Annotated in this window: 20 protein-coding genes; 1 reads left to right on the top strand and 19 read right to left on the bottom strand. The window is 71.0% G+C overall.

Features of this window, described 5'->3' with window-relative positions:
* Positions 1 to 98: 98 nt before the first annotated feature.
* The 16 genes from OHA73_RS10135 to OHA73_RS10210 all read right to left on the bottom strand — a co-directional run bounded on the left by OHA73_RS10135 (position 99) and on the right by OHA73_RS10210 (position 19,119).
* The gene (locus OHA73_RS10135; RefSeq protein WP_327654893.1) at positions 99 to 1,541 is read right to left on the bottom strand and encodes a pyridoxal phosphate-dependent decarboxylase family protein; all 1,443 of its coding nucleotides are present in this window, start codon (positions 1,539 to 1,541) and stop codon (positions 99 to 101) included.
* Positions 1,538 to 3,013, bottom strand: coding sequence for an MFS transporter (locus tag OHA73_RS10140; RefSeq protein WP_327654894.1), 1,476 nt, complete (start codon positions 3,011 to 3,013; stop codon positions 1,538 to 1,540). The genes OHA73_RS10135 and OHA73_RS10140 overlap by 4 nt, the downstream gene beginning before the upstream one ends.
* A gap of 106 nt (positions 3,014 to 3,119) precedes the next feature.
* Positions 3,120 to 3,554: a transcription antitermination factor NusB gene (gene nusB / locus OHA73_RS10145; protein WP_266721800.1), complete on the bottom strand. Its 435-nt coding sequence runs from the start codon at positions 3,552 to 3,554 to the stop codon at positions 3,120 to 3,122.
* A gap of 2 nt (positions 3,555 to 3,556) precedes the next feature.
* On the bottom strand, positions 3,557 to 4,123 hold the full coding sequence (gene efp, locus OHA73_RS10150) for an elongation factor P (RefSeq protein WP_266721799.1): 567 nt from the start codon (positions 4,121 to 4,123) through the stop codon (positions 3,557 to 3,559).
* A gap of 61 nt (positions 4,124 to 4,184) precedes the next feature.
* The gene (locus tag OHA73_RS10155; protein ID WP_266721797.1) at positions 4,185 to 5,303 is read right to left on the bottom strand and encodes an aminopeptidase P family protein; all 1,119 of its coding nucleotides are present in this window, start codon (positions 5,301 to 5,303) and stop codon (positions 4,185 to 4,187) included.
* Positions 5,304 to 5,465: 162 nt separating this feature from the next.
* Positions 5,466 to 6,665: an IS110 family transposase gene (locus tag OHA73_RS10160; protein WP_443063055.1), complete on the bottom strand. Its 1,200-nt coding sequence runs from the start codon at positions 6,663 to 6,665 to the stop codon at positions 5,466 to 5,468.
* Between the two features lie 1,761 nt (positions 6,666 to 8,426).
* A complete protein-coding gene (locus OHA73_RS10165) occupies positions 8,427 to 9,296 on the bottom strand; it encodes a Pro-rich N-terminal domain-containing protein (RefSeq protein WP_327654896.1) in 870 nt (289 codons plus the stop codon).
* Between the two features lie 322 nt (positions 9,297 to 9,618).
* A complete protein-coding gene (gene aroB, locus OHA73_RS10170; protein WP_327654897.1) occupies positions 9,619 to 10,710 on the bottom strand; it encodes a 3-dehydroquinate synthase in 1,092 nt (363 codons plus the stop codon).
* A complete protein-coding gene (locus OHA73_RS10175; RefSeq protein ID WP_266721791.1) occupies positions 10,707 to 11,225 on the bottom strand; it encodes a shikimate kinase in 519 nt (172 codons plus the stop codon). Before OHA73_RS10175 ends, aroB begins: the two co-directional genes overlap by 4 nt.
* The gene (aroC, locus tag OHA73_RS10180) at positions 11,222 to 12,406 is read right to left on the bottom strand and encodes a chorismate synthase (protein ID WP_327654898.1); all 1,185 of its coding nucleotides are present in this window, start codon (positions 12,404 to 12,406) and stop codon (positions 11,222 to 11,224) included. Before aroC ends, OHA73_RS10175 begins: the two co-directional genes overlap by 4 nt.
* A gap of 119 nt (positions 12,407 to 12,525) precedes the next feature.
* A complete protein-coding gene (locus OHA73_RS10185; RefSeq protein WP_327654899.1) occupies positions 12,526 to 13,359 on the bottom strand; it encodes a shikimate dehydrogenase in 834 nt (277 codons plus the stop codon).
* Positions 13,340 to 15,016: an endolytic transglycosylase MltG gene (gene mltG / locus OHA73_RS10190; protein ID WP_266721785.1), complete on the bottom strand. Its 1,677-nt coding sequence runs from the start codon at positions 15,014 to 15,016 to the stop codon at positions 13,340 to 13,342. The genes OHA73_RS10185 and mltG overlap by 20 nt, the downstream gene beginning before the upstream one ends.
* Positions 15,017 to 15,159: 143 nt before the next feature.
* Positions 15,160 to 15,624, bottom strand: a complete 465-nt coding sequence (ruvX, locus tag OHA73_RS10195) for a Holliday junction resolvase RuvX (RefSeq protein WP_266721783.1) — start codon at positions 15,622 to 15,624, stop codon at positions 15,160 to 15,162.
* Complete coding sequence (gene alaS, locus OHA73_RS10200) at positions 15,624 to 18,296, bottom strand: alanine--tRNA ligase (RefSeq protein ID WP_266721781.1); 2,673 nt, start codon at positions 18,294 to 18,296, stop codon at positions 15,624 to 15,626. The genes ruvX and alaS overlap by 1 nt, the downstream gene beginning before the upstream one ends.
* The gene (locus OHA73_RS10205) at positions 18,296 to 18,664 is read right to left on the bottom strand and encodes a DUF6167 family protein (protein ID WP_266721779.1); all 369 of its coding nucleotides are present in this window, start codon (positions 18,662 to 18,664) and stop codon (positions 18,296 to 18,298) included. Before OHA73_RS10205 ends, alaS begins: the two co-directional genes overlap by 1 nt.
* Before the next feature lie 8 nt (positions 18,665 to 18,672).
* Positions 18,673 to 19,119 (bottom strand): DUF948 domain-containing protein, encoded by a 447-nt coding sequence (locus OHA73_RS10210; protein ID WP_267071119.1) that lies wholly within the window; start codon positions 19,117 to 19,119, stop codon positions 18,673 to 18,675.
* Positions 19,120 to 19,304: 185 nt separating this feature from the next.
* On the opposite strand from OHA73_RS10210, the gene OHA73_RS10215 reads away from it, so the two are divergent.
* Positions 19,305 to 21,548 (top strand): ATP-binding protein, encoded by a 2,244-nt coding sequence (locus OHA73_RS10215; RefSeq protein ID WP_327654900.1) that lies wholly within the window; start codon positions 19,305 to 19,307, stop codon positions 21,546 to 21,548.
* Between the two features lie 54 nt (positions 21,549 to 21,602).
* Here the strand turns inward: OHA73_RS10215 and rpsD are convergent, their stop codons facing one another.
* The 3 genes from rpsD to OHA73_RS10230 all read right to left on the bottom strand — a co-directional run bounded on the left by rpsD (position 21,603) and on the right by OHA73_RS10230 (position 24,636).
* On the bottom strand, positions 21,603 to 22,217 hold the full coding sequence (gene rpsD, locus OHA73_RS10220; protein ID WP_266721773.1) for a 30S ribosomal protein S4: 615 nt from the start codon (positions 22,215 to 22,217) through the stop codon (positions 21,603 to 21,605).
* Between the two features lie 360 nt (positions 22,218 to 22,577).
* On the bottom strand, positions 22,578 to 23,945 hold the full coding sequence (locus OHA73_RS10225) for a replication-associated recombination protein A (protein ID WP_266721771.1): 1,368 nt from the start codon (positions 23,943 to 23,945) through the stop codon (positions 22,578 to 22,580).
* Between the two features lie 49 nt (positions 23,946 to 23,994).
* A complete protein-coding gene (locus OHA73_RS10230; protein ID WP_266721769.1) occupies positions 23,995 to 24,636 on the bottom strand; it encodes a vitamin K epoxide reductase family protein in 642 nt (213 codons plus the stop codon).
* Between the last annotated feature and the right edge of the window lie 141 nt (positions 24,637 to 24,777).

Raw genomic sequence — 24,777 nt, forward strand, 5'->3', positions numbered from 1 at the left:
GGGCGGAGCGATTGGGCTCCGCCCCCTCAGGCGTTTCCGGGGCCTGCCCAGTGCGTTCCCTCCGGTGTTTCCGAGCCCCGGTGCGTTCCCTCAGTCCCTCAGGTCCGGAAGAGCCGCCCGATCACTTCGGGCAGCAGGCGCGCGCTCAGTCGCGGCGGGAGCTCCTGGAGCACCGCGAGCACGGGAGCCATCCGCTCCGGCAGCCTGCCGCCCTCGCCCACCCCGGCGAGCGCGAGCGCGATCTCGACCTCCTCCGAGGTCAGCGCGTCCGGATCCAGCGTGGCCGCGGCCTCGACGACCTCGGGATCCACCCGAACGGGCCCCAGCTCGCGGGCCCGTTCCACCGCTTTCTCCAGCTCGGCAAGCAACATCCGCGCCGTCTCCTGTTGCGCGACCGCCGCGGTCACCGTCAGATGCAGCGTGGCCGGCGAGGCCCCGAACGCCGGCTGCGGCTGCAGATACCAACCGCTCCCCCGCAGCTCGTCCGCCACCACGAAGACATCGATGTCCGGGTCGTCGGAGGCCACGGCGATCAGGGAGGCCTCGGGCCGCGCGGCGAGCCGCAGACCGCCGATCCGTTCGACACCGTCAGCGAGCGCGCGGGTCGTCCGGTGTACGCGCGTCGACAGCACCGCGTAACCCTCGGCGCCGACGCGCTCCGTCACCGCCCAGGCCGCCGCGAGGGGCCCGGCCGACTTGGTGCCCTGGAGCGTGGAGTTGACCACGGGGTAGCCGGGCCAGGCGGCGTGCGCGAACCAGCCGTGGCGGCGCAGCCCCGCGTCGCGGAACAGGAGCAGCGAGGCGCCCTTCGCCGTGTACGCGTATTTGTGCAGGTCGACGGAGAGCGACGTCACGCCGGGGACGGACAGGTCGAACTCCGGGACGTCCGGTACGTCCTGCCCCTGTCGCGCGGCGTGCCGCAGATGCCCCAGGTACCACCCGCCGATGCACGCGTCGACGTGGCACAGCACCCCGCGCCGCTCCGCCTCCCGCGCCACCTCGACGACCGGGTCGATGACCCCGTGCGCGTACGAGGGGGCGGAGACGACGACCAGGGCGGTGCGCTCGGAGATCGCCGCGGCCATGTCGGCCGGGCGCACCTTGAAGGTGTCCGGGTCGACGGGGACGCTCACCACGCGCAGGCCGAAGAGCTCGGCGGCCTTGTGGAAGGCGGCGTGCGCCGTCTCCGGCAGCACGAGTTCGGGCTCGGTCACCCCGCGCTCCTTGCGGGCGTACTGACGCGCGGTCAGGACGGCGAGCAGGCAGCTCTCGGTGCCGCCGCTGGTGAACGTGCCGGCGCTGCCGCCGAGCAGCGCGGTGCCGCGCCGCACCAGGTCGTTCTCCAGCTCCACGACGCTCGGGAACGCCGTCATGTCGAGCCCGTTGACCCCGGCGAAGGCGGCCTGCGCGGCGTTCGCGAGTTCGTCGAGGCCCTCGAGCCCGGAGTCGTAGACGTACGCCATGGTGCGCCCGCCGTGTACCGGCAGGTCGCCCGCGCGCAGTGCGGTCAGCCGCGCCAGGATCGGATCGTCGGTCGTCATGCGGACTCCTCGTCTCGCTGGGTGGGCTCTGGGTGCTCGCCGGGCGCGAGGGACTCGTCGAAGTCGGCGCGCAGGCGGATCAGTTCGGACTCGGTGAGGCGGTACCTGGCCAGCAGCGGGAGGCTCAGCGCGAGCAGCAGGGCGGGCAGTGCGCCGAAGCCGATGACGATCGCGGTCAGCGCCGAGCCGGGCTGCGCGACGCGGTCGGTGGCATCGGACGAGACGAACCCGCCCAGCGCGAGGACGAGCCCGAACAGGCCGGGGCCCAGGGCGAGTCCGAGTGTCTCACCGGCGGTCCACAGGCCGGTGAAGACTCCGGCCCTGCGCCGCCCGCTGGTGTAGGCGTCCGCGGCGATCGCGTCGCCGAGCATCGCGAGCGGCAGCATCTGCATGCCCGCATACCCGACGCCCGCCACGGCCACGGCTACGTAGACCAGCGTCGTCGGCAGTTCACGTCCCACGGCGGCGCCGAGCGCCCCCAGCAGGAAGCAGACGGAAGCCCCGACTGCCGCGTTCCGCTTGCCCGTTCGGCGGCCCATGGCCAGCCACAGGGGCATCGCGAGGAGCGACGGCACGATGAGGCAGGCGAACAGCACGGTGGTGGCGCTCGGCCGGCCGAGGATGTACGTCGCGAAGTACTGGGTACCGGCGAGCATCAGGCCGGACGCGGCGGCCTGCACGACGTACGCGCCGAACAACCAGCCGAAGGGCGCGTTGCCCCGGGCGGCGCGCAGCTGCGCGCGCAGACTCGACTCGCTGGTTGTACGTATGACGTCCGCCGGTGCTGGTGTGGCGTCACGCGTTGTACGTATGACGTCCCGCGTATTACGTATAACGCTGGGCGCTCCCGCCGTGGCGAGCACGGCGGCCAGCATGCCCACGGCGAGCAGCCCGCCGATCACCACGCCCATCAGGCGGTATCCGCCCGCACTCCCCCGGTCGTCGCCGGTGGCGCCCGCGAGGATCGGGGCGAGGGAGCCGGACAGCAGGATGGCCACGGCGAGGAAGGCGACCCGCCAGGCCATGACCCGGGCCCGTTCGTCCGGATCACCCGTGAGTTCCGCGGGCAGGGCGACGTACGGGACCTGGAAGCAGGCGTACGCGGAGGCGCTGAGCAGGAACAGGACGGCCACGTACGCGGCGGCGGGTCCGCCTTCGAGGCCGGCGGGGGCAGCGAACATGCCCGCGAAGCAGACCGGCAGGGTGAACGCGCCGAGCAGCATCCAGGAGCGGCGCGGGCCGAGGCGCGAGCGGGTGCTGCGGTCGGAGCGACCGCCGACCCACGGGTTGAACAGCACGTCCCAGGCCTTGGGCAGGAAGACGAGCAGCCCGGCCAGTCCCGCTCCGACGCCGAGCACGTCGGTCAGGTAGTACAGCAGCAACAGGCCCGGGACCGTGCCGAAGGTTCCGGTGGCGAGGGAGCCGAGCCCGTAGCCGATGCGCACGCGCGCGGGGAGGCCTGTCGGTGACATGACCAGAACCTAATGAAGATCCCCGGAAACGCACCAGGCCCGGAGCAGAACATTGTTCATGTTCTGCTCCGGGCCCGTGGAACGGTGCTGCGCTCGGCGGCGGGGCTCAGGCCTCGTCGCGACGCAGGGACGACTTCAGGTCCTTGAAGCGACCCAACAGTCCGTTGATGAACGCCGGTGACTCGTCGGTGGAGAACTCCTTGGCCAGCTGAACGGCCTCGTCGATCACCACGGCGTCCGGGGTCCCGTCGACCCAGACCAGCTCATAGGCGCCGAGCCGCACGATGTTGCGGTCGACGACCGGCATCCGGTCAAGGGTCCACCCGACGGAGTACTGCGAGATGAGCTCGTCGATCCGGGACGCCTGCTTGGCGTACCCCTCGACCAGCTCCATCGTGTACTCGCTGACCGGGGGCTGCCGCGTGTCACTGCGGGAGTGCCGGATCCAGTCCGCGAGAACCGTCAGGACGTCGGCGCCGCGCTGGTCTGCCTCGAAGAGGATCTGAAAGGCGCGCTTGCGGGCCGTATTACGGGCAGCCACGGTTAGCTGTTCACCCGGCCGAGGTAGTCGCTGGAGCGGGTGTCGACCTTGATCTTCTCACCCGTGGTGACGAAGAGCGGCACGTTGATCTGGTGGCCGGTCTCCAGGATGGCGGGCTTGGTGCCGCCGGTGGAGCGGTCGCCCTGGACGCCCGGCTCGGTCTCCTTGATGACCAGCTCGACGGCGGCCGGCAGCTCGACGAAGAGCACCTCGCCCTCGTGCTGGGCGACCGTGGCCTCGAAGCCCTCGATCAGGAAGTTGGCGGCGTCACCGACGGCCTTGCGGTCGACGTGCAGCTGGTCGTACGTCTGCATGTCCATGAAGACGAAGTAGTCGCCGTCCATGTACGAGAACTGCATGTCGCGCTTGTCAATGGTGGCCGTGTCGACCTTGACGCCGGCGTTGAACGTCTTGTCGACGACCTTGCCGGAGAGCACGTTCTTGAGCTTGGTGCGCACGAAGGCAGGGCCCTTGCCGGGCTTGACGTGCTGGAACTCGACGACGGACCAGAGCTGGCCCCCGTCGAGCTTGAGCACCAGGCCGTTCTTGAGGTCGTTCGTGGAAGCCACGGTTGCGGAATCTCCTGGACTGACGTGGACGACCCAGGGGCACGCGAGCAGCCTTTGCGGGCTAGAGCGCGAGCAGCTCCTTGGTCGTGATGGTGAGTAGCTCGGGTCCGCCGTCCGCCTCGGGGCGGACGACGAGCGTGTCATCGATCCGGACGCCGCCCCGACCCGGGAGGTGGACCCCCGGCTCGACGGTGACCGGCACACAAGTGTCCAGTTTACCCATGGCTGCGGGGGCCAACTGCGGGTCCTCGTCGATTTCGAGTCCCACACCGTGTCCGGTCAGCGGCGCGAGCCCGTCACCATACCCTGCCGCGTCCAGGACGTGACGGGCGGCCCGGTCCACTTCGCGGCACTCGACGCCCGGCGCCAGGCTCTCCCGGGCGGCCCTCTGGGCGGCGAAGACGAGGTCGTACAGCTCGATCTGCCAGTCCGCGGGCGAGGTTCCGATGACGAACGTACGGCCGATCTCACAGCGGTAGCCGCGGTACGTCGCGCCCAGGCACACGGAGAGGAAATCACCCTCCTCGACCCGGCGGTCGGTGGGCCGGTGGGCCACCCGCCCCGAGTTCGGGCCCGTGCCCACGGAGGTGGGGAAGGCGGCACCGTCGGCGCCGTGGTCGACAAGTCGACGTTCCAGTTCGAGGGAGAGGTGCCGCTCCGTTCGGCCGACGAGGATGGACTCGAGCAGCTCACCGAGCGCCTGGTCGGCGATCTCTGCCGCTATCCGCAGACAGGAGATCTCCTCCTCGTCCTTGACGAGGCGGAGCTGCTCGACCCCGCTGTTGAGGTCCAGCAGACGGAGCCGGGGTGCCACGGAGCCGACCGCACGGTGCCGGGCCACCGTCAGGTGGTGCTCCTCGACGGCGAGCGAGTCGGCCCCGCGGGCCGCGGCCACGTCCGCGGCGGCGACGGCCGGGTCCCCCGCGGGCACGTCCAGGACCTGTACCCGCAGCGCTTCGTCGAGCCGGCCGTCGGCGGGTTCCTCGCTGGGCGCTCGCGCGCACAGCAGGAGGTCGTCACCGCCGCCGAGGTCCCGGCCCAGCAGGAGGACGGCGCCGTGCGGTGCCGTTCCCGCCAGGTAGCGGACGTTGGCGGGCCGCGAGACGAGGGCGGCCGCGCTGCCGCCCGCCGTAGCGCGCTCTCTGAGCCGGTCCCGTCGGGCCGCGTGCACCTCTGCCATGACGCGAGCGTACGAGCGGGCACGGGTGACGGCCGTCCAAGCGCGTCCGGACGGGTCCCTCCGGGGGTGGGGGGTACGCGGGTGGGCTGGTGCCGGGGGTGGTGCGCGAGGGCGGCGGGGGTGAGGGGTGAGCCGTGCCGGGGGGTGCCTCTATGTCCTTCGTCAAGCGAGGCGAGGCGTTCGGGGTTCGTAGAAGGTGCCGTCGCGGAGCATTGCGAAGAGCACGTTGATGCGTTGTCTGGCGAGGCGGAGGAGGGCTTGGGTGTGGGTCTTTCCTCGGGCCCGGCATTTGTCGTAGTAGGCGCGGGAGGCGGGGTCGTGCAGGGCGGCGAACGCGGAGAGGAACATCGCGCGTTTGAGGACGCGGTTGCCGCCCCTGGGCGCGTGTTCGCCGTGGATCGAGGTGCCCGATGCCTTCGTGGTCGGCGCGAGGCCGGCGTAGGAGGCGAGGTGGGCGGAGGTGGGAAAGCCGGTGCCGTCGCCGACGGTGACCAGCAAGGTGGCGGCGGTCCTGACGCCGACGCCGGGCAGCGACGTCAGGACCTTCGAAAGAGGGTGGGCCTCCAGCAGGGCGCTGATCTGGGCTTCCGTGGCCCGGCGTTGTTCGTGAACGGCGCCGAGCGAGCGGGCCAGCGACGGGATCACGATGTCCAGGGTGCCGGTGCCCGGAACGACGACGGTCTGTTCATCGAGGGCGTCGAAGACGTCGTCGATCAGCCGCGTCGCCATGCGCGGGGCCTTGGGCCGGATCACCTCAACGAGCTTGCGGCGTCCGGCTTTCCGCAGCGCGGCAGGCGATCCGTAGCGTTCCAGCAGCCAGGTGACCGCCTGGTGGTCGAGGCGAGGGCCGAGGACTCGTTCCAAGGACGGGTGGAACTGGGTGAGCAGGCCGCGGATCCGGTTGCTGGTGCGGGTGGCCTCGGCGGCGAGGTCCTGGTCGAAGCCGACCAGCACCGTCAGTTCGGCGGTGATCTCGTCGGTCAGCTCTAGCGAGCGCAGGGTGTGCGGCATGGTGCGGGCAGCGTCCGCGATGACCGCGGCGTCGCGGGCGTCGGTCTTGGCCTCACCGGGGTAGAGGTCGGCGATCCGCCGCATCGACAGGCCGGGCAGGTAGGCGACCTTGCAGCCGGTGTCCCGGGCCACCGTCAGGGGCAGGGCGCCGATCGAGGCGGGCTGGTCCACGATGACCAGGACGGTGCCGAACTTGGTCTTCAGCTTGTCAAAGACGTCCCGCAATTTCGGTTCGGTGTTGGGCAGTTGCTTGTCGAAGACCTTCTTGCCGGCCGGGGTAAGTCCGTGGCCGTGGTGGTGGCTCTTGCCGACGTCCAGGCCCAGGAAGACACCTATCTCGTCGTGGTCCATCAAGCCGTCCTCCCGAACGGATCTCGTGTGTGCTGGCCTGGGCGTTGGCGTCGTGCGCGCATCCACGTTATGCAGACCTGCCACCCGTGTATGGCCGGGCGTTGCGCTCGGCGGGGCGGTGGTCGGGCCTCTCATCAGCGTCTCCAACGGCGCCTCTCGGGCCCGGTGGCACCACCCCCCAGGTCATCGACTTCGACAGGGGGGAACAGCCATGCCGGGCCCGGAGGCCAGCGGCCCTCTTGCAGGACCGCGGAAAACATAACGGGGGGGTGGCCCGCATCGTCCGGGCGCGGTACCGGGGTGCGGGGCCTTGCCGGCGCGGGGCCGCACGAGGGGTGCGCGGCAGGGGGCCTTGCCGGGGTCCGCGCTCGCGCGGCACCGTGGGTGGAGCCTTGCTTGGGTCCGCTCCTGCCTGATTGGTGCGCGGCACCGTGGTTGGGGCCTTGCCGGGGTCCGCGGCTGCCCGACCCGGGCACGGCGTCGGGGCTTGGACGCCATACCGGGGCAACGTCTGCCGCGCTCATTGCAGGGCGCCGCACAACCCCTGGCTGCGCCGATCCCCGCTCACCTCCCTCCCACCCGCCCCCTCCGGGGGCTCCGGCCCGCCCGGGGGCCGGCCCGCTGCGCCGGGGCCCGCATCTGACAGGAGCGGGCCTCCCCGGGTCCGGCTCTCTCAGGGTTGGCGCCCGCCGTGATGCGTGCGCAGCGCCGAGGGACGGAGCTTCGCCGGGAACGGCACACCACTGGGCCGGTGCACGGCACCACACCACCCCCGGCTGCGCCAGTGCCCGCCCATCTCCCACCACCCGCCCCCTCCAGGGGCTTCGGCCCGCCCGGGGCCTGGCCCGCTGCGCCGAGGTCGGCGACCTGTGCCGGGACCTGGCCTTCCGTGTTCGTTGCGCGGCACCGTGCGCCGCCTTGCCCACCCTGCCGCCCAAGGCGGCAGATTGCCCAAGGCGGGGGCGGCCCACCGCCACGGGTGGGGAACCGTGGTGGCCACAGATCGCCCAAGGCAGTTGCAGTCGACCGCCATGGACAGGAGACGTGGTGGCGGCAGTTCGCACGAGGCGGTTGCGGTCGCCCGCCACGAGTTGGGAGCCGTGGTGGCCGCAGATTGCACGAGGCGGTTGCGGCCGACCGCCACGGGTGGGGAACCGTGGTGGCCACAGATCGCCCAAGGCAGTTGCGGCCGACCGCCACAGGCAGGAGCCGTGGTCGACGCCGGGCTACCCAAGGCGACGGCCGCTTGTTCGCGGCGGGAGCCGCGCTCCGCACCGTCACGGTCGAGCTGGGCAAATAAAGCCCCTGCGGCGCTTGAGCAGCGGGGTCCGGGGCGGAGCCCCGCGGCGTGAGCCGATCGACCGCAACAGGCAGAGAACCCGGTCGGCGACAGGACGGCCCACGCCACGGGCAACGCCCCGTCGGACCGACGCCTCCGGAGGGGGCGGGCGGGTGGGAGATGGGCGGAGGAACCGGCACCGGACACCGCAGAGCCTCGTCAGCCGGAGGGAACCCGCACGGGGCGCCGCAAGCCCTCGTCGGGCGGAAGGAACCGGCCCAGGGCGCCGCAGGCCCTCGTCGGCCGGACGCAACCGATACGCGGGCACCGCATACCCCGCCCCGCCCCAGCAGAGCCCACCGGTATCAAGCCCGCCGACCCCGTAGGCGGCCCCACCGACCCAGCCAACCCCGAAGGCCCCGGCCGCTCGCCGGCCCACCGACCCCACCCGCCCCGCCGCCAGGCCTACGCCTACCCCACCGTCACCACTTCGGTGGGCTCGTGATGGCGCGGGCCAGGACGTCGTCCAGGACCTGCGCCGTGCCGGGGACGTCCAGCTGGGAGTTGTCGATGATCGGGAGGCCCGAGCCGTACCAGCCCGCCATCCGCCCGTGGATCCGGGCCACCTCCTCGTCGGTGAGACGCCGGTTGCCGCTGCGCCGGGAGTTGCGCTCCAGGACGATCTCCAGGCCGGGCAGGAGGACGACGGGCAGCAGCCCAGGCCCCACGTGCCGCTTCCAGCCGCCGAGCCCGACCACCGGCCGGTCCGGGAACACCGCATCGTCGAGGATGCAGGAGATTCCATTCGCCAAAAAGTTGCGCGCGGCGAAACCACAGGTGCGGCGGGCCAACCGGTACTGGGCCTCGCTGTTGTCGTTCCAGCCGCTCTGCGGGTCCGCGAAGCCCGAGCGAACCCATTCCCGTACGTCGTCGAGGCTGATGTGGGCCGTCGGGACCCGACGGCTCTCCGCCCAGTACTTCGCGACACTCGTCTTGCCCGCACCCGCGGGACCGATGAGCAGCACGGCGAGCGTGGTCGAGGTCGCGTCGGCGGGCGCCTGCGCGGGCGGCGGACTCGGCACCGCGACGGGGGCGCCGGTCGGGAGCTGCACATGGCCGGTGGTCTCACGCGGCGGCTGCTGCGGCGGATGCGCGGCCTGCGGCGGTGCCGGGGCAGGGGCCTGCGGCGCCTGGATGTGTGGCGGTTGGGCGGGCGGGTGGTGCGGCGGCGCTCCGCTGAAGCCCGGCACACCGGGCGGCTGCGGGGCGTGACTCGCCTGCGGCAAGGGGCCGGCCGGCCTGTGCTCCGGCCGGTGGGGCGGCGGCAGCGGAGACCCCCCTGCTTGCTGCATCCGGTGCCACTCCATCTCGTACGACGGTCACTAGGGTCTATCCGGCGGATCATGTCGCGGTTGCGGGCCCTGGCACGCACATCTGCGGCGTTGTCCTCAATCACCATCGCTCCGCGATGCCTCAATCGTCCGCCTTGCAGCTGCACGCACCCAGCCCCCGCTCACCGGCACCGATCGATGACGGCCACCCGGAAGCGACCTGATCCGCCGGACAGACCCTAGGGCGCCGGCGAACGGGGCGCTACTGAACGGTACCGTCCCCGGCCGCCGTTGTGTGAACGGCCGGGGAGGTCATGACGTGCCCGAACGTGAACGGACCGCCCTATTCCGCCACTTCGCCGTACGCGGCGAGCAGCACGGCGGGGTCGGGCCCCTCCAGGACGGTGGGCCTGCCGAGGCCGTCGAGGACGATGAAGCGCAACAGGTCGCCGCGGGACTTCTTGTCGACCTTCATCGTTTCGAGGAGCTTGGGCCACTGGTCGTAGCGGTAGGTCAGCGGGAGACCCACCGACTCCAGGACCGTGCGGTGGCGGTCGGCCGTCGCGTCGTCCAACCGGCCTGCCAGGCGGCCGAGTTCAGCGGCGAAGAGCATGCCGATGGAGACGGCCGCGCCGTGCCGCCACTTGTAGCGCTCGTTCTTCTCGATGGCGTGCGCGAGCGTGTGCCCGTAGTTGAGGATCTCGCGCAGGCCCGACTCCTTGAGGTCGGAGGAGACGACCTCGGCCTTGACCCTGATGGCGCGCTCGATCAGCTCGGCGGTGTGCTTGCCCGTGGGCGTACGGGCCGACTCCGGGTCCTCCTCGATGAGTTCGAGGATCTTCTCGTCGGCGATGAAGCCGGCCTTGATGACCTCGGCGAGGCCGGACACGAAGTCGTGCACCGGGAGGGAGTCGAGGGCGGCCAGGTCGCACAGGACTCCGGCCGGCGGGTGGAAGGCCCCCACCAGGTTCTTGCCCTCGGCGGTGTTGATGCCGGTCTTGCCGCCGACCGCCGCGTCCACCATGGCGAGCACGGTCGTCGGGATGGCGATCCAGCGCACGCCGCGCAGCCAGGTCGCGGCCACGAAACCGGCGAGGTCCGTGGTCGCGCCGCCGCCGACGCCGACGACGACGTCGGAGCGCGTGAAGTTGGACTGCCCGAGGGCCTTCCAGCAGTACGCGGCGACCTCGGCGGTCTTCGCCTCCTCGGCGTTCGGCACCTGGATGGCGACGGCCTCGAAGCCCTGGTCGGCCAGGTCGTCGCGGAGCGCCTCGCCGGTCTCGGCGAGCGCCTCCGGGTGCACGATGGCGACACGCTTGACCTTGTCGCCGATCAACGAGCCCAGTTCACCCAGGAGTTGACGCCCCACCAGGACCTCGTACGGGTCCGTGCCGGCGGTGCCGCCGACGTGGATACGGGTCACTTCCTCGCTCATGCCTGCTTCAACTCCAGTGCGTCGAGGACCGCTTCGGCGACCTCTTCGGGGGTGCGGCCGTCGGTGGCCACGACCACCTGGGCGACCTCGGTGTACAGATGCCGGCGCGCCTCCATCAACTCCCGCCACTGCTTGCGGGGGTTGATGGCGAGCAGCGGCCTGGCCGCGTTCAGACCGGTGCGCTTGGCCGCCTCCTCGACGTCCATCGAGAGATAGACGACGGTCGGGTGGGCGGCGAGCAGCGCGCGGGTGTCGGCGTCGAGGATCGCGCCGCCGCCGAGCGAGAGCACGCCCTCGTGGTCGGCGAGCGCGGCCGCGACGGAGGCCTTCTCAAGGCCTCGGAAGTGCGCCTCGCCCTCATCGACGAAGATCTCCGCGATGGCGCGGCCCTGTGCGGTGACGATGTCGTCGTCGGTGTCCCGGTAGGCGCAGCCGAGCCGCTCGGCGAGCAGCGCGCCCACCGTCGACTTGCCGACCCCCATCGGTCCGACGAGAACGACCTGCGGGCCGCTCACCGGATCTGGAGGTTGTCGAGGTACGACGTGACGTTGCGCCGGGTCTCCGGCACGCTGTCGCCGCCGAACTTCTCCGCGACCGCGTCCGCGAGGACCAGCGCGACCATCGCCTCGGCGACGATGCCGGCGGCCGGCACGGCGGAGACGTCGGAGCGCTGGTGGTGGGCCTGCGTGGCCTCGCCCGTGGCGACGTCGACGGTCTTGAGGGCGCGCGGCACGGTCGCGATCGGCTTCATCGCGGCGCGCACCCGCAGCAGCTCACCGGTGGTGAGGCCGCCCTCGGTGCCACCCGCGTGGCCGGAGACGCGGCGGATGCCGTCGTCCGTCTTGACGATCTCGTCGTGCGCCTGCGAACCGGGCACGCGCGCCAACTCGAAGCCGTCGCCGATCTCGACGCCCTTGATGGCCTGGATGCCCATGAGCGCACCGGCCAGGCGGGCGTCGAGCTTGCGGTCCCAGTGCACGTGCGAGCCGAGGCCCACCGGCACGTCGTAGGCGAGGACCTCGACGACGCCGCCGAGCGTGTCGCCGTCCTTGTGGGCCTGGTCGACCTCGGCCACCATCTGCTTCGACGCGTCGGCGTCCAGGCAGCGCAGCGGGTCGGCGTCCAGCTTCTCGACGTCGGCCGGGGTCGGGTAGACGCCCTGCGGGGCCTTCACCGAGCACAGCTCGACGACGTGGCTGACGATCTCGATGCCGGCCGTCTCCTTGAGGTACGACCGGGCGACCGCGCCGAGCGCGACCCGGGCGGCCGTCTCGCGGGCGGAGGCGCGCTCCAGGATCGGGCGGGCCTCGTCGAAGCCGTACTTCTGCATGCCCGCGAGGTCGGCGTGGCCGGGGCGCGGACGGGTCAGCGGCGCGTTGCGCGCCATGTCCTTGAGGATCTCCGGGTCGACCGGGTCACCGGACATGACCTTGTCCCACTTGGGCCACTCGGTGTTGCCGACCATGATCGCGACCGGGGAGCCGAGGGTGAGTCCGTGCCGGACGCCGCCGAGGAAGGTGACCTCGTCGCGCTCGAATTTCATCCGCGCGCCGCGGCCATAGCCGAGGCGCCGCCGTGCCAGGTGGTCCGCCACCATCTCCGTGGTGATCGGAACGCCGGCGGGAAGTCCCTCCAGCGTCGCGACGAGTGCGGGGCCGTGCGACTCCCCCGCGGTCAGCCAGCGCAACCTGCTCAACGGTGCTCCTCATGCTCGCGCTCTGTGTATGGGAACGATCCTCCCATGCCCGCAGAGCCCGACGTTTCCGGTGTCCGGGGTGCGGACGCCACATGAGACGCGAGCCACACGCCGAGGGGTCAGCCGAGCGCCTTCACGCCCGCCGCGCGCATGGCGGCGAGCACCGGGCGGGTGTCCCCGGTGAACTGCTCGAACTGGAAGACCGCCTGGTGCACAAGCAGGTCGAGCCCGCTGAGAATCGGGCCGCCGCGCCGCTCCCAGGCGGCCGCCAGCGGCGTGGGCCACGGATCGTAGACGACGTCGAAGAGCGTGCCGACGTTTCCGGGGACCGCCTCGACCAGGTGGTCCGTGCCGCCCTTCGGCGTCGTGGCGATCACCAGCGGGGCCTCGAAGGCCGCGGCCGCGTCGGCCCAGTCGGCCGTGCGCACCCGCACCCCGAGGCGTTCGCCCCAGCCGAGCATCTCGTCGGCGCGCTGTTCGCTGCGTACGTAGGTGACGACCTCGCCGGTGCAGATCCGGGAGAGCGCGGCGAGTGCGGAGGACGCGGTGGCGCCCGCGCCGAGGATCGCCGCCGACTCGACCTTCTCCACGCCGCGCTCGTGCAGCGCCGCGATCAGCCCCGGGATGTCGGTGTTGTCGCCGATCTTGCGGCCGTCCTCCTTGAGGACGACCGTGTTCACGGCCTCCACGGAGCGCGCGGTCTCGGTGACCTCGTCGAGCAGCGGGATCACCGCCCGCTTCAGCGGCATCGTCAGCGAGAGCCCGGCCCACTCGGGCCCGAGCCCGGCGAGGAAGCCGGGCAGCGCCGCCTCGTCGGTCTCGAACCGGTCGTACCTCCACTCGTCCAGACCCAGCTCCGCGTACGCCGCGTTGTGCAGCTGCGGCGAGAGGGAGTGGGCGATGGGCGAGCCCAGAACAGCCGCCCTGCGCACGTCAGTTGACCTGGCTGGCATTGAACTTGTCCTTCAGCTTCTCGAACTCGGCGCCGGTCTTCGCGAACTCGGTCTTGTGCATGCCGTCCGTGGCCACGAAGTAGATCCAGCCGTCGTCCGTCGGGTTGAGCGTCGCGGCGAGGGCCACATCGCCGGGGTTGCCGATCGGGCCGGGCGGGAGTCCCTTGCGCGTGTAGGTGTTGTACGGGTCCTTGTTGCTGTTGATCTCGGACTCGCCGATGTTGATGTTGCTCTGACCCTTGAGGTAATTGAAGGTCGAGTCGAACTGCAGGAGCTGGTTGGTCTCCGTGTTCGACGTCTTGAGGCGGTTGTAGACGACCTCGGACATCTTGCGGAAGTCGTCGTGCGTCTTGCCCTCGGCCTGCACGAGGCTCGCGACGGTGAGCACCTGCCACGGGCTGTCCAGGTGGAGCTTCTTGGCCTCGCCCTCGAGGTCGAGCCGCTCGTACTTGTCGTTGGCCCGCGCCACCATGTCCTTCAGGACCTCTTCGGGCTCCATGCCCTTGGCGGCCGCATAGCTCGACGGGTAGAGGAAGCCCTCCAGCGGGTCCTTCACGCCGCTGTGGTCCAGCGCCCAGTCGGGCAGGCCGAGGTCCTTGTAGTCCTTCTTCGCGACCTTGGCCGTGGTGCCCTTGGAGACCTTGAGCTTCTTGTCGATCAGCTCGTAGACCTTGGCGTTGCGCCAGCCCTCGGGGATGGTCAGGTTGGCGTGGCTCTTGGGGCTGAGCAGCAGGTCGACGGCGCTCGACGAGGACATCTGCTTCTCCATGACGTACGCGCCGTCCTGGATCGACTTGCCCTTCGGGTCCGCCGACTGGGCGGCGACGAACGCGTCGACGCTCTGCACGACGCCTGCGTCCTTCAGCTTCTGCCCGATGGTGTAGCCGCCGGAGCCCTTCGGGATGACGACGGTGACCTGCTTGCCGTTCCCGTCGCCCGCGTAGTCCGGCGCCGCGCCGAAACGATCCTGGTAGAACTGGTAACCGAAGTAGCCGACGCCGCCGACACCGGCCGCGAAGATCGCCGTGAGGACCAGGCAGGCGCAGCCACTGCGCCGCTTCTTCGGCTTCTTGCCGCCGCGGCCCCGGCGCCCGCCGCGACCCTCGTCGTAGTCGTCCTCGTCGTCGCCACCGCCGTTGAAGAACGCTTCCTCGCCCTGGTCGGGGCCGGCGTCCCAGCCGGTCCCCGGGTCCTGCTGCGGACGGCGGTGGCCGGGCGGCTCCGGCGGCGGGTAGGCGCCGGGGGTGTTGTAGTAGTCCGGCTCCTCGCCGTTGTACGCGGCGTGCTGACCGGTGCCGTACGGGTCCGCGGGGTCGACGCCGTAGGGCGGCTGCCCCTGCGAGCCGGTGTCCCAGTCCCAGCCACCGTTCTGGCCCTGCTGTCCGCCGTACGACTGCTGGCCGTAGCCGGGGTCCTGGCCGTGGCCCGGGTCCTGCCCGTAGCCGGGATTCTGGCCGTAACCGGGGTCCTGCCCGTAGCCGTAACCCTGCTGACCGGTGTCCCAGTCACCGCCGTAGGCCTGCTGCGGGTCGTACTGCCCTTGGCCTCCGTAGGCAGCCTGGCCGTGCCCGGCCTGCTGCCCCCATCCCTGGTCCCCGTACAGCGGGTCCGCGGGATGCCACGGTTCGGAGCCTTGGCCCCGGCCATACTCAGTCATCGGTCCCCTACAAGCCGCGAGGCAGGATGAGCCGCTGTCCGATCAGGAAGGCCCCGATCAGGAAGGGCAACCGTTCCGCCTCTTGATGCTGTGCGGCGGCTATTCGAACACCGCCGGTCGCGCGGAACGTTACCGTATCGCGATCAGACAACCACTTCGACGCCCTCGCCGGGAGCGGTTCCTGACGCCCGTTCGGACTCCAGGGCCTGCTGGAGGATGATGACGGCGGCCGCCTGGTCGATGACAGAGCGGCCCTTTTTGGACTTAACACCGCTGGCGCGCAGTCCCTGACTGGCCGTCACTGTGGTCATCCTCTCGTCGAGAAGTCTCACCGGAACGGGTGCCACGCCTCGGGCGAGTTCCTGGGCGAAGCCGCGGACCTTGGCGGCCGCCGGGCCCTCGCCCCCCTTGAGGGAGCGAGGGAGTCCGACGACGATCTCGATCGGCTCGTACTCCTCGACGATGGCCTTCAACCGCCGGTGGGCGGCCGGGACGTCGCGTCCCGGCACGGTCTCCACCGGAGTCGCGAGGATCCCGTCGGGGTCGCAGGACGCGACCCCGATCCGGGCGTCCCCGACGTCGATCGCCAGACGGCGGCCTCGGCGCATCAGTTCGCGGTCTCCGCGACGAGGCGCTCGACGGCGTCGATGGCGTCGCCGATCGCGGCCGGGTTCTGGCCGCCGCCCTGCGCGACGTCCGGCTTGCCGCCGCCACCGCCGCCGAGGGTCTTGGCGGCCGTACGGACCAGGTCGCCGGCCTTGAGGCCGCGGTCACGGGCGGCGTCGTTGGTCGCGATGACCGTGAGCGGCTTGCCGTTGGCCGTGGTGAAGAGGGCGACGACCGCGGGGCGGCCGCCCTGGATGCGGCCTCGAACATCGAGCACCAGCTTGCGCAGGTCGTCGGCGGACGTGCCGTCCGGGACCTGGCCGGTGACGACGGCGACGCCGCGGACGTCCTTGGCGCTCTCGGCGAGACCGGCGGCGGCCTGGAGGACCTTCTCCGCGCGGAACTTCTCGATCTCCTTCTCGGCGTCCTTGAGCTTGCCGAGCATGGCGGAGACCTTGTCGGGCAGCTCCTCGGAGCGGCCCTTGATCAGCTCCTGGAGCTGGGCGACGACCGTGTGCTCCTTGGCGAGGAAGTTGTACGCGTCGACGCCGACGAGGGCCTCGATGCGGCGCACGCCGGAGCCGATGGAGGACTCGCCGAGCAGCTTCACCAGGCCGAGCTGGGCGGTGTTGTGCACGTGCGTGCCGCCGCACAGCTCCTTGGAGAAGTCGCCGATGGTGACCACGCGCACCCGCTCGCCGTACTTCTCGCCGAACTCGGCGATGGCGCCCTGCTTCTTGGCCTCGTCGATCGACATGACCTCGGCCTGCACGTCGAGCTCGTGGGCGAGCACCTCGTTGATCTTCTGTTCGACGTCCGTCATCACGGCCGTGGGCACGGCCGACGGCGAACCGAAGTCGAAGCGGAAGCGGCCCGGCTGGTTCTCGGAGCCGGCCTGCGCGGCCGTCGGACCGAGCGCGTCGCGCAGCGCCTGGTGCGTGAGGTGCGTGGCGGAGTGGGCGCGGGCGATGGCGCGGCGGCGGGTCACGTCGATGATCGCCTGGGCCGAGGCGCCGACGGTCACCTCGCCGACCTGCACGACGCCCTTGTGGACGTACACGCCGGGAACCGGCTTCTGGCAGTCGCGGACCTCGATCACCGCGCCGTTGTCCAGCTTGATGCGGCCGGTGTCGCCGATCTGGCCACCGCCCTCGGCGTAGAACGGGGTGCGGTCGAGCACGACCTCCACCTCGTCGCCCTCGGTGGCGGCCGGCGAGGAGACGCCGTTGACCAACAGGCCGACGACCGTCGACTCGCCCTGCGTGGCCGAGTAGCCGATGAAGTCGGTGGCACCGGCGGCGTCGGCGATCTCGCGGTACGCACCGACGTTGACGTGCCCGGTCTTCTTGGCCTGGGCGTCCGCCTTGGCGCGCTCCCGCTGCTCCTTCATCAGGCGGCGGAAGCCGTCCTCGTCCACGGAGAGGCCCTGCTCGGCGGCCATCTCCAGGGTGAGGTCGATGGGGAAGCCCCACGTGTCGTGGAGCAGGAACGCCTTGTCGCCGGCGAGGACCGACTTGCCGGCGGCCTTCGTCTCGGTGACGGCGGTGTCCAGGATGTTCGTGCCGCCCTTGAGGGCCTTGAGGAACGCGGCCTCCTCGGCGAGCGCGACCTGCTCGATGCGCTTGCGGTCGGTGATCAGCTCCGGGTACTGCTGGCCCATCGTGTCGATCACGACGTCGAGCAGCTCCTGCACGACCGGGCCGGTGGCGCCCATGAGGCGCATGTTGCGGATGGCGCGGCGCATGATGCGGCGCAGCACATAGCCGCGGCCCTCGTTGCCGGGCGTGACGCCGTCGCCGATGAGCATCGTCGACGTACGCATGTGGTCGGCGACGACGCGCAGCGAGACGTCCGACTCGTGCTTGCTGCCGTAGGCGACGCCGGTCAGCTCGGTGGCCTTGTCGATGACGACGCGCAGGGTGTCCGTCTCGTACATGTTCTGTACGCCCTGCAGGATCATCGCGAGGCGTTCGAGACCGAGACCCGTGTCGATGTTCTGCGACGGCAGGTCACCGAGGATCTCGAAGTCGTCCTTGCCGGTGCCCGGGCCGCGCTCGTACTGCATGAAGACCAGGTTCCAGATCTCCACGTAGCGCTCGTCGTTGACGGCCGGGCCGCCCTCTTCGCCGAACTCGGGGCCGCGGTCGTAGTTGATCTCGGAACACGGGCCGCAGGGACCCGGGACGCCCATGGACCAGTAGTTGTCCGCCTTCCCCAGGCGCTGGATGCGCTCCTTGGGTACGCCGACGACCTCGTGCCAGATGCGCTCGGCCTCGTCGTCGTCGAGGTAGACGGTGACCCAGAGCTTCTCGGGCTCCAGACCGTAGCCACCGTCCGCCACGGAGCTGGTGAGCAGCTCCCAGGCGTACTTGATGGCGCCTTCCTTGAAGTAGTCGCCGAAGGAGAAGTTGCCGCACATCTGGAAGAACGTGCCGTGCCGCGTGGTCTTGCCGACCTCTTCGATGTCCGGCGTGCGCACGCACTTCTGGACGGAAGTGGCGCGCGGCGCGGGCGGCTTGACCTCACCCAGGAAGTAGGGCTTGAACGGGACCATGCCTGCGGGGACGAGCAGCAGAGTCGGGTCGTCCGCGATGAGCGACGCCGAGGGCACGACCTTGTGGCCACGCTCCTCGAAGAAGCTCAGCCAGCGGCGACGGATTTCAGCCGACTCCATCAGTGGTCCTCATTCCGATTGTTGATCGAGTACCGCGTGTTCTCGAGGTACTTGGGTTGCTTGAGTTGCTTGGTCTGCTTCGTGGCGAAGGTGTTCTGGATGACCGCGAAGCGGCTCTGCGGCAGCGGTTCGGGATCCGGCGCCTCGTTGATGCCGAGGGCGTCGCCCAGTTCGGCCTCGCGTTCGGCCATGTTGTCGCGGACGTCGAGAGCGAAGTCCTTGAGCTTGTGGCCCGCCTCGACCGCCTTGTTGGCGGCCTGGGCCGCGAGCGACTCCGGCGTCAGCTGCTTGAGCTTGCGGTTGACCTTCGTGGTGGCCCATACGCCGGCGGCTGCGCCCGCGGTGAACCAGAACGTACGGCGGAACATGTCTTCGGTCAGTCCCTCTTGTTCCGGTTGGCCCGCTTGGCGCGCCGCGCCTCGGGGAGCGGGCGCCCCACGATCACGGTACGGCGCGACTCCTTGGCGGGCGCGTCCTTGCCGCGGCCGCCGATGGCCCGGCGCACTCCGTAGCCGAACGCGGCCACCTTGACCAGCGGGCCGCCGAAGGTGGAGGCCACGGTGGAGGAGAGCGCCGACGCGTTCGACGTGACTTCCTGGACGTCCGAGGCGATCGAGTCGACACGGTCGATCTGGGTCTGCGCGGAGCGCACCGCGGCGGAGGCGTCGGCGAGCAGCGGGACGGCCTGTTCGGTCACGTCCGCGACCAGCTTCGTGGTCGCCCTGAGCGTCTGGGCCAGCCTCACGAGCGCCACCGCGAGGAAGGAGACCAGGATCGCCCAGAAGACAGCCACCAGAATCCCGGCAACCTCTCCACCGGACACTTGGCACCGCTCCCTAGCTCGGTACGAAAGCTCTGTACGAACGCACAGCTTCTGAACATCAAAAAGTCGTCCCCCGAGCCTATCGCGCCCGACCGCGCGGTCCGTACCGCATTCGCGTCCGGAGCGGTGGACATTCGGGACAGCGATTGTACGGACCGCGCACGCCTGAGTACGCTCTGTGCCCCATGCGACGCACTTCGCGCCCCACAGATGTCCCCGCCGGTCCCCCACAACCCGGCAACCTCCCCCACGAACTCAATCGTTTCGTCGGCCGCGGCGCCGAACTCACGGCGCTGACGGCGGCGCTGGAGTCGGGCCGCCTGGTCACGGTCACCGGAGTCGGTGGTGTCGGCAAGTCCCGCTTCGCCGCCCACGCCGCCGCCCGGGTCCCGCGCTCCCTGTGTCCCGACGGGGTGTGGCGGGTGGAGTTGGCGACCGTGCGGCTGCCGGAGCTCGTCGAGTACACGCTCGCCGAGGCCCTCGGCCTCACCGACCACACCACCCGCGCGCCGCGCCAGGTGCTGGTGGACCACCTCGCCGAGCGCCGGCTCGTCCTCGTGCTCGACGGCTTCGAACACCTCGTCGAGGCGTGCGCCTCCCTCATACGGGACCTGCTGCGCGCGGCGCCGGGTCTCCGGGTGATCGCGGTGGGCCGCAGACCGCTCACCGTCGACGGGGAGCAGGTGTTCGCGCTGGCGCCGCTGACGCCGGCCGACGCGGCGGAGCTGTTCGCGGACCGGGCCACGGCGCTGCTGCCCGGGTTCCAGCTGGACGGGCGGACGCTGGTCGACGTGCTGGAGGTGTGTCGCCGCCTCGACTGTCTGCCGCTCGCGGTGGAGCTCGCGGCCGGGCGGCTGCGGGTGCTGTCGCCGCCGCAGCTGATGGAGCGGCTCGACGACCGGTTCCGGCTGTTGCGCGGTGGCGGCAGGAACGCGCTGCCGCGCCACCAGACGCTGCGCACCACGATCGGCTGGAGCCATGAACTGTGCACGCCGCAGGAGCGGTTGCTGTGGGCGCGCCTGTCGGTGTTCTCCGGCTCGTTCGACCTGGAGGCCGCGGAGTACGTGTGCGGTGGCGAGAGCCTGCCCGCGGACGACGTCGTCGACGTCCTCGACGAGCTGCTCGCGCAGTCCGTGGTCGTCCGCGAGGAGGCCCGGGGCGAGGTGCGCTACCGGATGCTCGACACGGTGCGCGCGTACGGGGCCGAGTGGCTGGACAACCTGGACGACGGCCGGCGGATGCGGCGCAGGCACCGCGACTGGTACATGGGCCTGGCCACCTGGTGCGAGCTGGACTGGTTCTCGCCGCGGCAGGGCGAGGTGGCGTCCCGGATCGAGGCGGAGCTGCCGAATCTGCGGGCGGCCCTCGAACACTGCCTGACCGAACCGGGCGAGACGCATCTGGGCCAGTACCTGGCGGGCACGCTCTGGTTCTACTGGGCGGGCTGCGGGCGGCTCTCCGAGGGGCGGCACTGGCTGGACCGCAGCGTCGGCCTTGACGTCGAGTTCGACGACGGCGACGTCTGCCCCGGGCTCGTCGACGAGGGCTTGGAGTACGGGGCCTCGCGCCTCAAGGCGCTGTGGGTGCTCAGCTACGTCGCGATCCTGCAGGGCGACACGGTGCCCGCGCTCGCCGCGCTGCAGGAGTGCCGCGAGGAGGCGGAGCGGGCCGGCGACGCCACGGCGCTCGCGTACGCGGTGCACCGCACCGGGTGCCTGGCCCTGGTCACCGACGACCTGCCGCGCGCCGAGGACCTGCTGCGCACCGCACTGTCCAGTTACCGGGAGATCGGCGAGCTCAACAGCAACGTGCTGATGGGCCAGGTCGAGCTGGCGATGGCGCTCGCCTTCCAGGGCGACCTGGCGGAGGCCGTGGCGCTGTGCACGGACGTACGACAGGTGTCCGAGGACCACGGGGAGCGCTGGACCCTCGCGTACGCGCTCTATGTGCTGGCGTACGCGCAGTGGACGGAGGGTCGTTACGCGCAGGCGCGCCGGCTGCTCGACGAGTGCCTGGCCATCCACCACGAGTTCCACGATCTGCTGGGCACGGTGCTGTCGATGGAACTGCTCGCCCTGATCACGGTCGAGGAGGGGGACGCCGCCGAGGCTGCGGTGCTGCAGGGGGCGGCCGCCCGGATGTGGACCTCCGTGGGGCTGCCGCTGTTCGGCTCGGCCCACTACAGCACGCCGCACAAGCGGTGCGAGACGCAGGCACGGCAGGCGCTCGACGACGCCCGGTTCGCCGAACTCGCGCGCTCGGGCGAGCAGTTGGAGCACGACGAGGCGGTGGCACGCGCACTGAGCCGCGGTCGGTGGCACCGCCCGGCCGCGACGGTCCCGCATCCCGCCCGCCCCGCGGAACCGGCCCGGGAGAAACGCGAACCCGCCGCCTCGCACACCTGGAAGGGTGGCGAGACGGCGGGCTGAAACGCAGGTGAGACTACGTCCGCACTCCCGTGAGGGAGACTCCGGTGAGGGAGATCAGCGGGCGTAGTACTCGACGACGAGCTGCTCGTCGCAGATCACGGGGATCTCCTTGCGGTTCGGGTCACGGTCCAGGCGGAAGGCCAGAGCCTTCAGGTTCACCTGGAGGTAACGCGGGGTCTCGCCGTCGGGGGCGAAGCCACCCTCACGCGCGACCTGGAACAGCGGCTTGTTGCGGCTGCGCTCGCGGACCATCACGACGTCGTCGGGACGGACACGGAACGACGGCTTGTCGACCTTGCCACCGTTGACCTCGATGTGGCCGTGGCCGACCATCTGACGGGCCTGGTAGATCGTGCGGGCGATGCCCGAACGGAGAACCAGGGCGTCGAGACGACGCTCGAGCTCGATGACCAGGGCCTCGCCGGTCTTGCCTTCGGCCTTCTTCGCGCGGTCGTAGGCGCGGGCCATCTGCTTCTCGCTCAGGTCGTACTGAGCGCGCAGACGCTGCTTCTCGAGCAGACGGACCTTGTAGTCCGAGTTCTGCTTGCGGCCACGGCCGTGCTCGCCCGGCGGGTAGGGGCGGGCCTCGAAGTACTTGACGGCCTTCGGGGTCAGCGCGATGCCGAGGGCACGCGACTTCTTGACCTTGGGGCGGGACTGGTTCGGCATGAACCAAACACCTCGTGTTTCTGATGCGAATACGGCTTCACCAGGGTTCGGGGAGGTCGCAATCCGCAGCCCGGGAAACCCCACCGCTGTCCTTGCGGACGGCAGGGCAGCCGCTCCCAGGTCTGGGCACATACGTGCAGCACGCGAGTGGCCCACCGACCGGGCCCCGGGCCCTTGCGGGCCGGGCTGGTGGTGGGCTGCCCGCGACACCTTCGACGGTGCGCGACGCTCCTGGATCTCCTGTGCCGTGCGGAGAACACACGGTTCGGGGGATCCGGCTTGATGTCCCGCTCTGGTGGTGCCGGTTTCCCTTTCGGGATCCCGGGCACGGGACACAGCACTTCGGGGCAGTCTACCGGATCAGTCGGACCCCTCGCCGCCAGGGCCCCCGAGCCGCTCGCGGACCCGCTCCACCACGTCCGCGTACCGGGCCTCCGCCCCGTAGCGCGTCGGCTGGTAGTAGCGGCGGCCCGCTATCGCGTCCGGCGCGTACTGCTGGGCGGCGATGCCGCCGGGCACGTCGTGCGGATACACGTAGCCCTGCGCGTGGCCCAGCTTGGCGGCGCCCTTGTAGTGCCCGTCGCGCAGGTGCGGCGGCACGGGGCCTGCCAGGCCCTTGCGTACGTCCTCCATGGCGGCGCCGATCGCCGTCGTCGCCGCGTTCGACTTCGGGGCCAGGGCGAGGGCGATCGTCGCGTGGCTCAGGGTGAGCGCCGCCTCCGGGAAGCCGATCATCGCGACGGCCTGGGCGGCGGCGACGGCGGTCGGCAGCGCCGTCGGATCCGCGAGGCCGATGTCCTCGCTCGCGGAGATCATCAGGCGACGGGCGATGAAGCGGGGGTCCTCACCGGCCTCGATCATGCGGGCCAGATAGTGCAGCGCCGCGTCCACGTCCGAGCCGCGGATGGACTTGATGAGGGCGCTCGCCACGTCGTAGTGCTGGTCCCCGTCCCGGTCGTAGGTCACCGCCGCGCGGTTCACCGACTCCTCGACGCTTTCGAGGGTGATGGTCTCCTCGCCCTTGGCGATGGCCGCTCCGGCCGCCGCCTCCAGGGCGGTCAGCGCACGCCGGGCGTCGCCGCCGGCCACCCGCAGGATGTGCTCCTCGGCGTCCTCCGCGAGCGTCACCGCGCCGCCGAGACCGCGCTCCTCGGTGAGCGCACGCGCGAGCAGTCCGCGCAGGTCGTCGTCGGTGAGCGATTCGAGGGTGAGCAGCAGGGAGCGGGACAGCAGCGGGGAGATCACCGAGAAGTACGGGTTCTCCGTGGTCGCCGCGATCAGCGTCACCCAGCGGTTCTCGACGGCGGGCAGCAGCGAGTCCTGCTGGGCCTTGCTGAAGCGGTGGATCTCGTCGAGGAAGAGCACCGTGTCCTTGCCGTGGGCGCCCAGCGCGCGGCGGGCGCCCTCGATGACGGCGCGCACTTCCTTGACGCCCGCGGTGATCGCGGACAGCTCCACGAACCGCTTGTTCGTCGCCTTGGACACCACGTAAGCGAGCGTGGTCTTGCCGATGCCGGGCGGGCCCCAGAGGATCACCGAGGAGGCGCCCGCGGGTCCTGACCCGCCGTCGCCGACCAGTCGGCGCAGCGGCGAGCCCTGCTTGAGCAGGTGCTGCTGGCCGACGACCTCGTCGAGGACGCGCGGGCGCATCCGGACGGCCAGGGGGCTCGCGGACGGGTCCTTCTCCTGGCGCTCTTCGGCTGCGGCGGTGAACAGGTCGGCTTCCACGATCAAAACCCTAAGTCACGCCACTGACAACGCCGCGGGCACGGGCCCCTCAGGCCCAGAGCGAGGAGCCCCAGCGCGTGAAGATCAGCACGGCGATGACCCCGATGTGCAGCACCGGCAGCGCCCAGGTGAAGTCCTCGAAGAACGTCCTGACCGGGCGCGGCGCCGGCAGGAAGCCGTTGCGGATGTTGGACGACGTGACGTACCAGAACATCAGGATCGTGGCGACCCAGGCCAGGCAGCACCACAGGCACAGCGCGTTGATCCGGTACAGGGACTGGAACTGCAGCCAGGTCACGAATCCGACGCCGAAGAGGCAGCCGAAGTTGAAGGTCAGCCAGTACCAGCGCGGGAATCTCGCATTGGCCAGCAGGCTCATGCCGACACCGATCACGATGGCGTAGGTGACGAGGCCGAGCCACGGGTTCGGGAAGCCGAAGGCCGTCGCCTGCTCGCTCTTCATGATGTTGCCGCAGGAGATGACCGGGTTCAGGGAGCAGCCCGGCGTGAAGTTCGGGTCCTCGGCCAGCTTGAGCTTGTCGAGCGTGATGATCCACGAGGCGAGCAGCCCGGCCGCCCCGGTGATCACCAGGAGCAGCCCGAAGGCTCGGCTGCCGCCGACGGAGCGCGGTGCGGGATCGGCCCCGGTGTCACGGGAGACGGTGTCGCTTGCTGTGGTCGTCTTGCTCATCACGCCGATCCGTAGGTGAGTACGCGAGTGGGTGTGCTGCGGTCGCCCTCATTCTGCCGCACCGGCCCCTGTGTCCACCGTTCGTTGGGCATAAGCATGTACGCCCTCGGGGGCGAAAATGTTCGAGGCCCCGGAAGCGTG

It is taken from the genome of Streptomyces sp. NBC_00483 (genome assembly GCF_036013745.1).
Taxonomy (GTDB): Bacteria; Actinomycetota; Actinomycetes; order Streptomycetales; family Streptomycetaceae; genus Streptomyces.

Coding starts and splice junctions, on each gene's coding strand:
- OHA73_RS10140 (WP_327654894.1), bottom strand. CDS start 3,013: ATGTCACCGACAGGCCTCCCCGCGCGCGTGCGCATCGGCTACGGGCTC.
- alaS (WP_266721781.1), bottom strand. CDS start 18,296: ATGGAGTCGGCTGAAATCCGTCGCCGCTGGCTGAGCTTCTTCGAGGAG.
- OHA73_RS10205 (WP_266721779.1), bottom strand. CDS start 18,664: ATGTTCCGCCGTACGTTCTGGTTCACCGCGGGCGCAGCCGCCGGCGTA.
- OHA73_RS10230 (WP_266721769.1), bottom strand. CDS start 24,636: ATGAGCAAGACGACCACAGCAAGCGACACCGTCTCCCGTGACACCGGG.
- ruvX (WP_266721783.1), bottom strand. CDS start 15,624: ATGCGCCGAGGCCGCCGTCTGGCGATCGACGTCGGGGACGCCCGGATC.
- OHA73_RS10160 (WP_443063055.1), bottom strand. CDS start 6,665: ATGGACCACGACGAGATAGGTGTCTTCCTGGGCCTGGACGTCGGCAAG.
- OHA73_RS10155 (WP_266721797.1), bottom strand. CDS start 5,303: ATGGCAGAGGTGCACGCGGCCCGACGGGACCGGCTCAGAGAGCGCGCT.
- rpsD (WP_266721773.1), bottom strand. CDS start 22,217: ATGCCGAACCAGTCCCGCCCCAAGGTCAAGAAGTCGCGTGCCCTCGGC.
- OHA73_RS10215 (WP_327654900.1), top strand. CDS start 19,305: ATGCGACGCACTTCGCGCCCCACAGATGTCCCCGCCGGTCCCCCACAA.
- aroB (WP_327654897.1), bottom strand. CDS start 10,710: ATGAGCGAGGAAGTGACCCGTATCCACGTCGGCGGCACCGCCGGCACG.
- OHA73_RS10135 (WP_327654893.1), bottom strand. CDS start 1,541: ATGACGACCGACGATCCGATCCTGGCGCGGCTGACCGCACTGCGCGCG.
- OHA73_RS10165 (WP_327654896.1), bottom strand. CDS start 9,296: ATGCAGCAAGCAGGGGGGTCTCCGCTGCCGCCGCCCCACCGGCCGGAG.
- mltG (WP_266721785.1), bottom strand. CDS start 15,016: ATGACTGAGTATGGCCGGGGCCAAGGCTCCGAACCGTGGCATCCCGCG.
- OHA73_RS10185 (WP_327654899.1), bottom strand. CDS start 13,359: ATGCCAGCCAGGTCAACTGACGTGCGCAGGGCGGCTGTTCTGGGCTCG.